General features: G+C 62.3%; 1 protein-coding gene. It reads right to left on the bottom strand.

What is annotated here, in order from left to right:
• On the bottom strand, positions 1 to 815 hold an 815-nt coding region (locus IEY52_RS26510; protein WP_189009722.1), incomplete at both ends, for a fibronectin type III domain-containing protein.

Genomic DNA, 815 nt, shown 5'->3' with positions numbered 1-815 from the left:
AGGCACTCACACCACAGTTGTCGGTGGATGCAGTCCAGGAGAGGTTGACACTGGTGCTGGTCTTGCTGGGGGAGGTCAGTCCAGTGGGCACGGTTGGGGCCTGGGCGTCGGTGTCGCAGGGGTTGCCTCCGGTCAGGTTGGTGCCAGAGATGGTGCCGATCACCACGTTGTCAGACTTGGCGGTGATCACGATGGTTTTGGCTCCGGTGGTCACGTTGGGGAAGTCTGCAATCACGGTCTGTCCGGCGTCCACAGCCAGATCGTAGTTGGTGCCGTTGAAGCTCACGTTGATGAGTCTGCTGTTGACCGTGGAGGTGCTCTGGATGGAGAGGCGGTAGGTGCCAGCGCTCGTCACATTCACTGCGAAGGACTTGTTGGTGCCGTTGGCAATGGCTCCGCCGTTGCTGGTCACGGTGCCGGGCAGGGTGGCAGTGGTGGTGGGGTTGGTGGTGTAACTGGTTTCGGTGTTGAAGGCCCCCACGTTGTTCTTGGCGTCTTTGGCCCGCACTTTGAAGGCGTAGGTGGTGTTGGCGGTCAGACCGGTGATGCTGGCGGTGGTGCTGGTCACGGTGGTCTTCAGCACGCCGTTCTGGTACACCTCGTAGGCGGTCACGCCGCAGTTGTCAGAAGCAGCGCCCCAGGACAGGTTGATGCTGGTGTCGGTCTTGCTGGGGCTGGAGAGGGCACCGGGTGCGGAGGGCACGGTGGTGTCGGTGTCACAGGGGTTGGGTGCGCTGGTGGTGACGGTCAGGTCACTGGTGAAGGCGGACAGGTTGCCTGCGTTGTCCTTGGCCCGGACTTTGAAGGTGTAGGCG

It is taken from the genome of Deinococcus roseus (assembly GCF_014646895.1).
Lineage (GTDB): Bacteria > Deinococcota > Deinococci > Deinococcales > Deinococcaceae > Deinococcus_C > Deinococcus_C roseus.
This window is presented reverse-complemented; position numbering and strand designations above follow the sequence as displayed.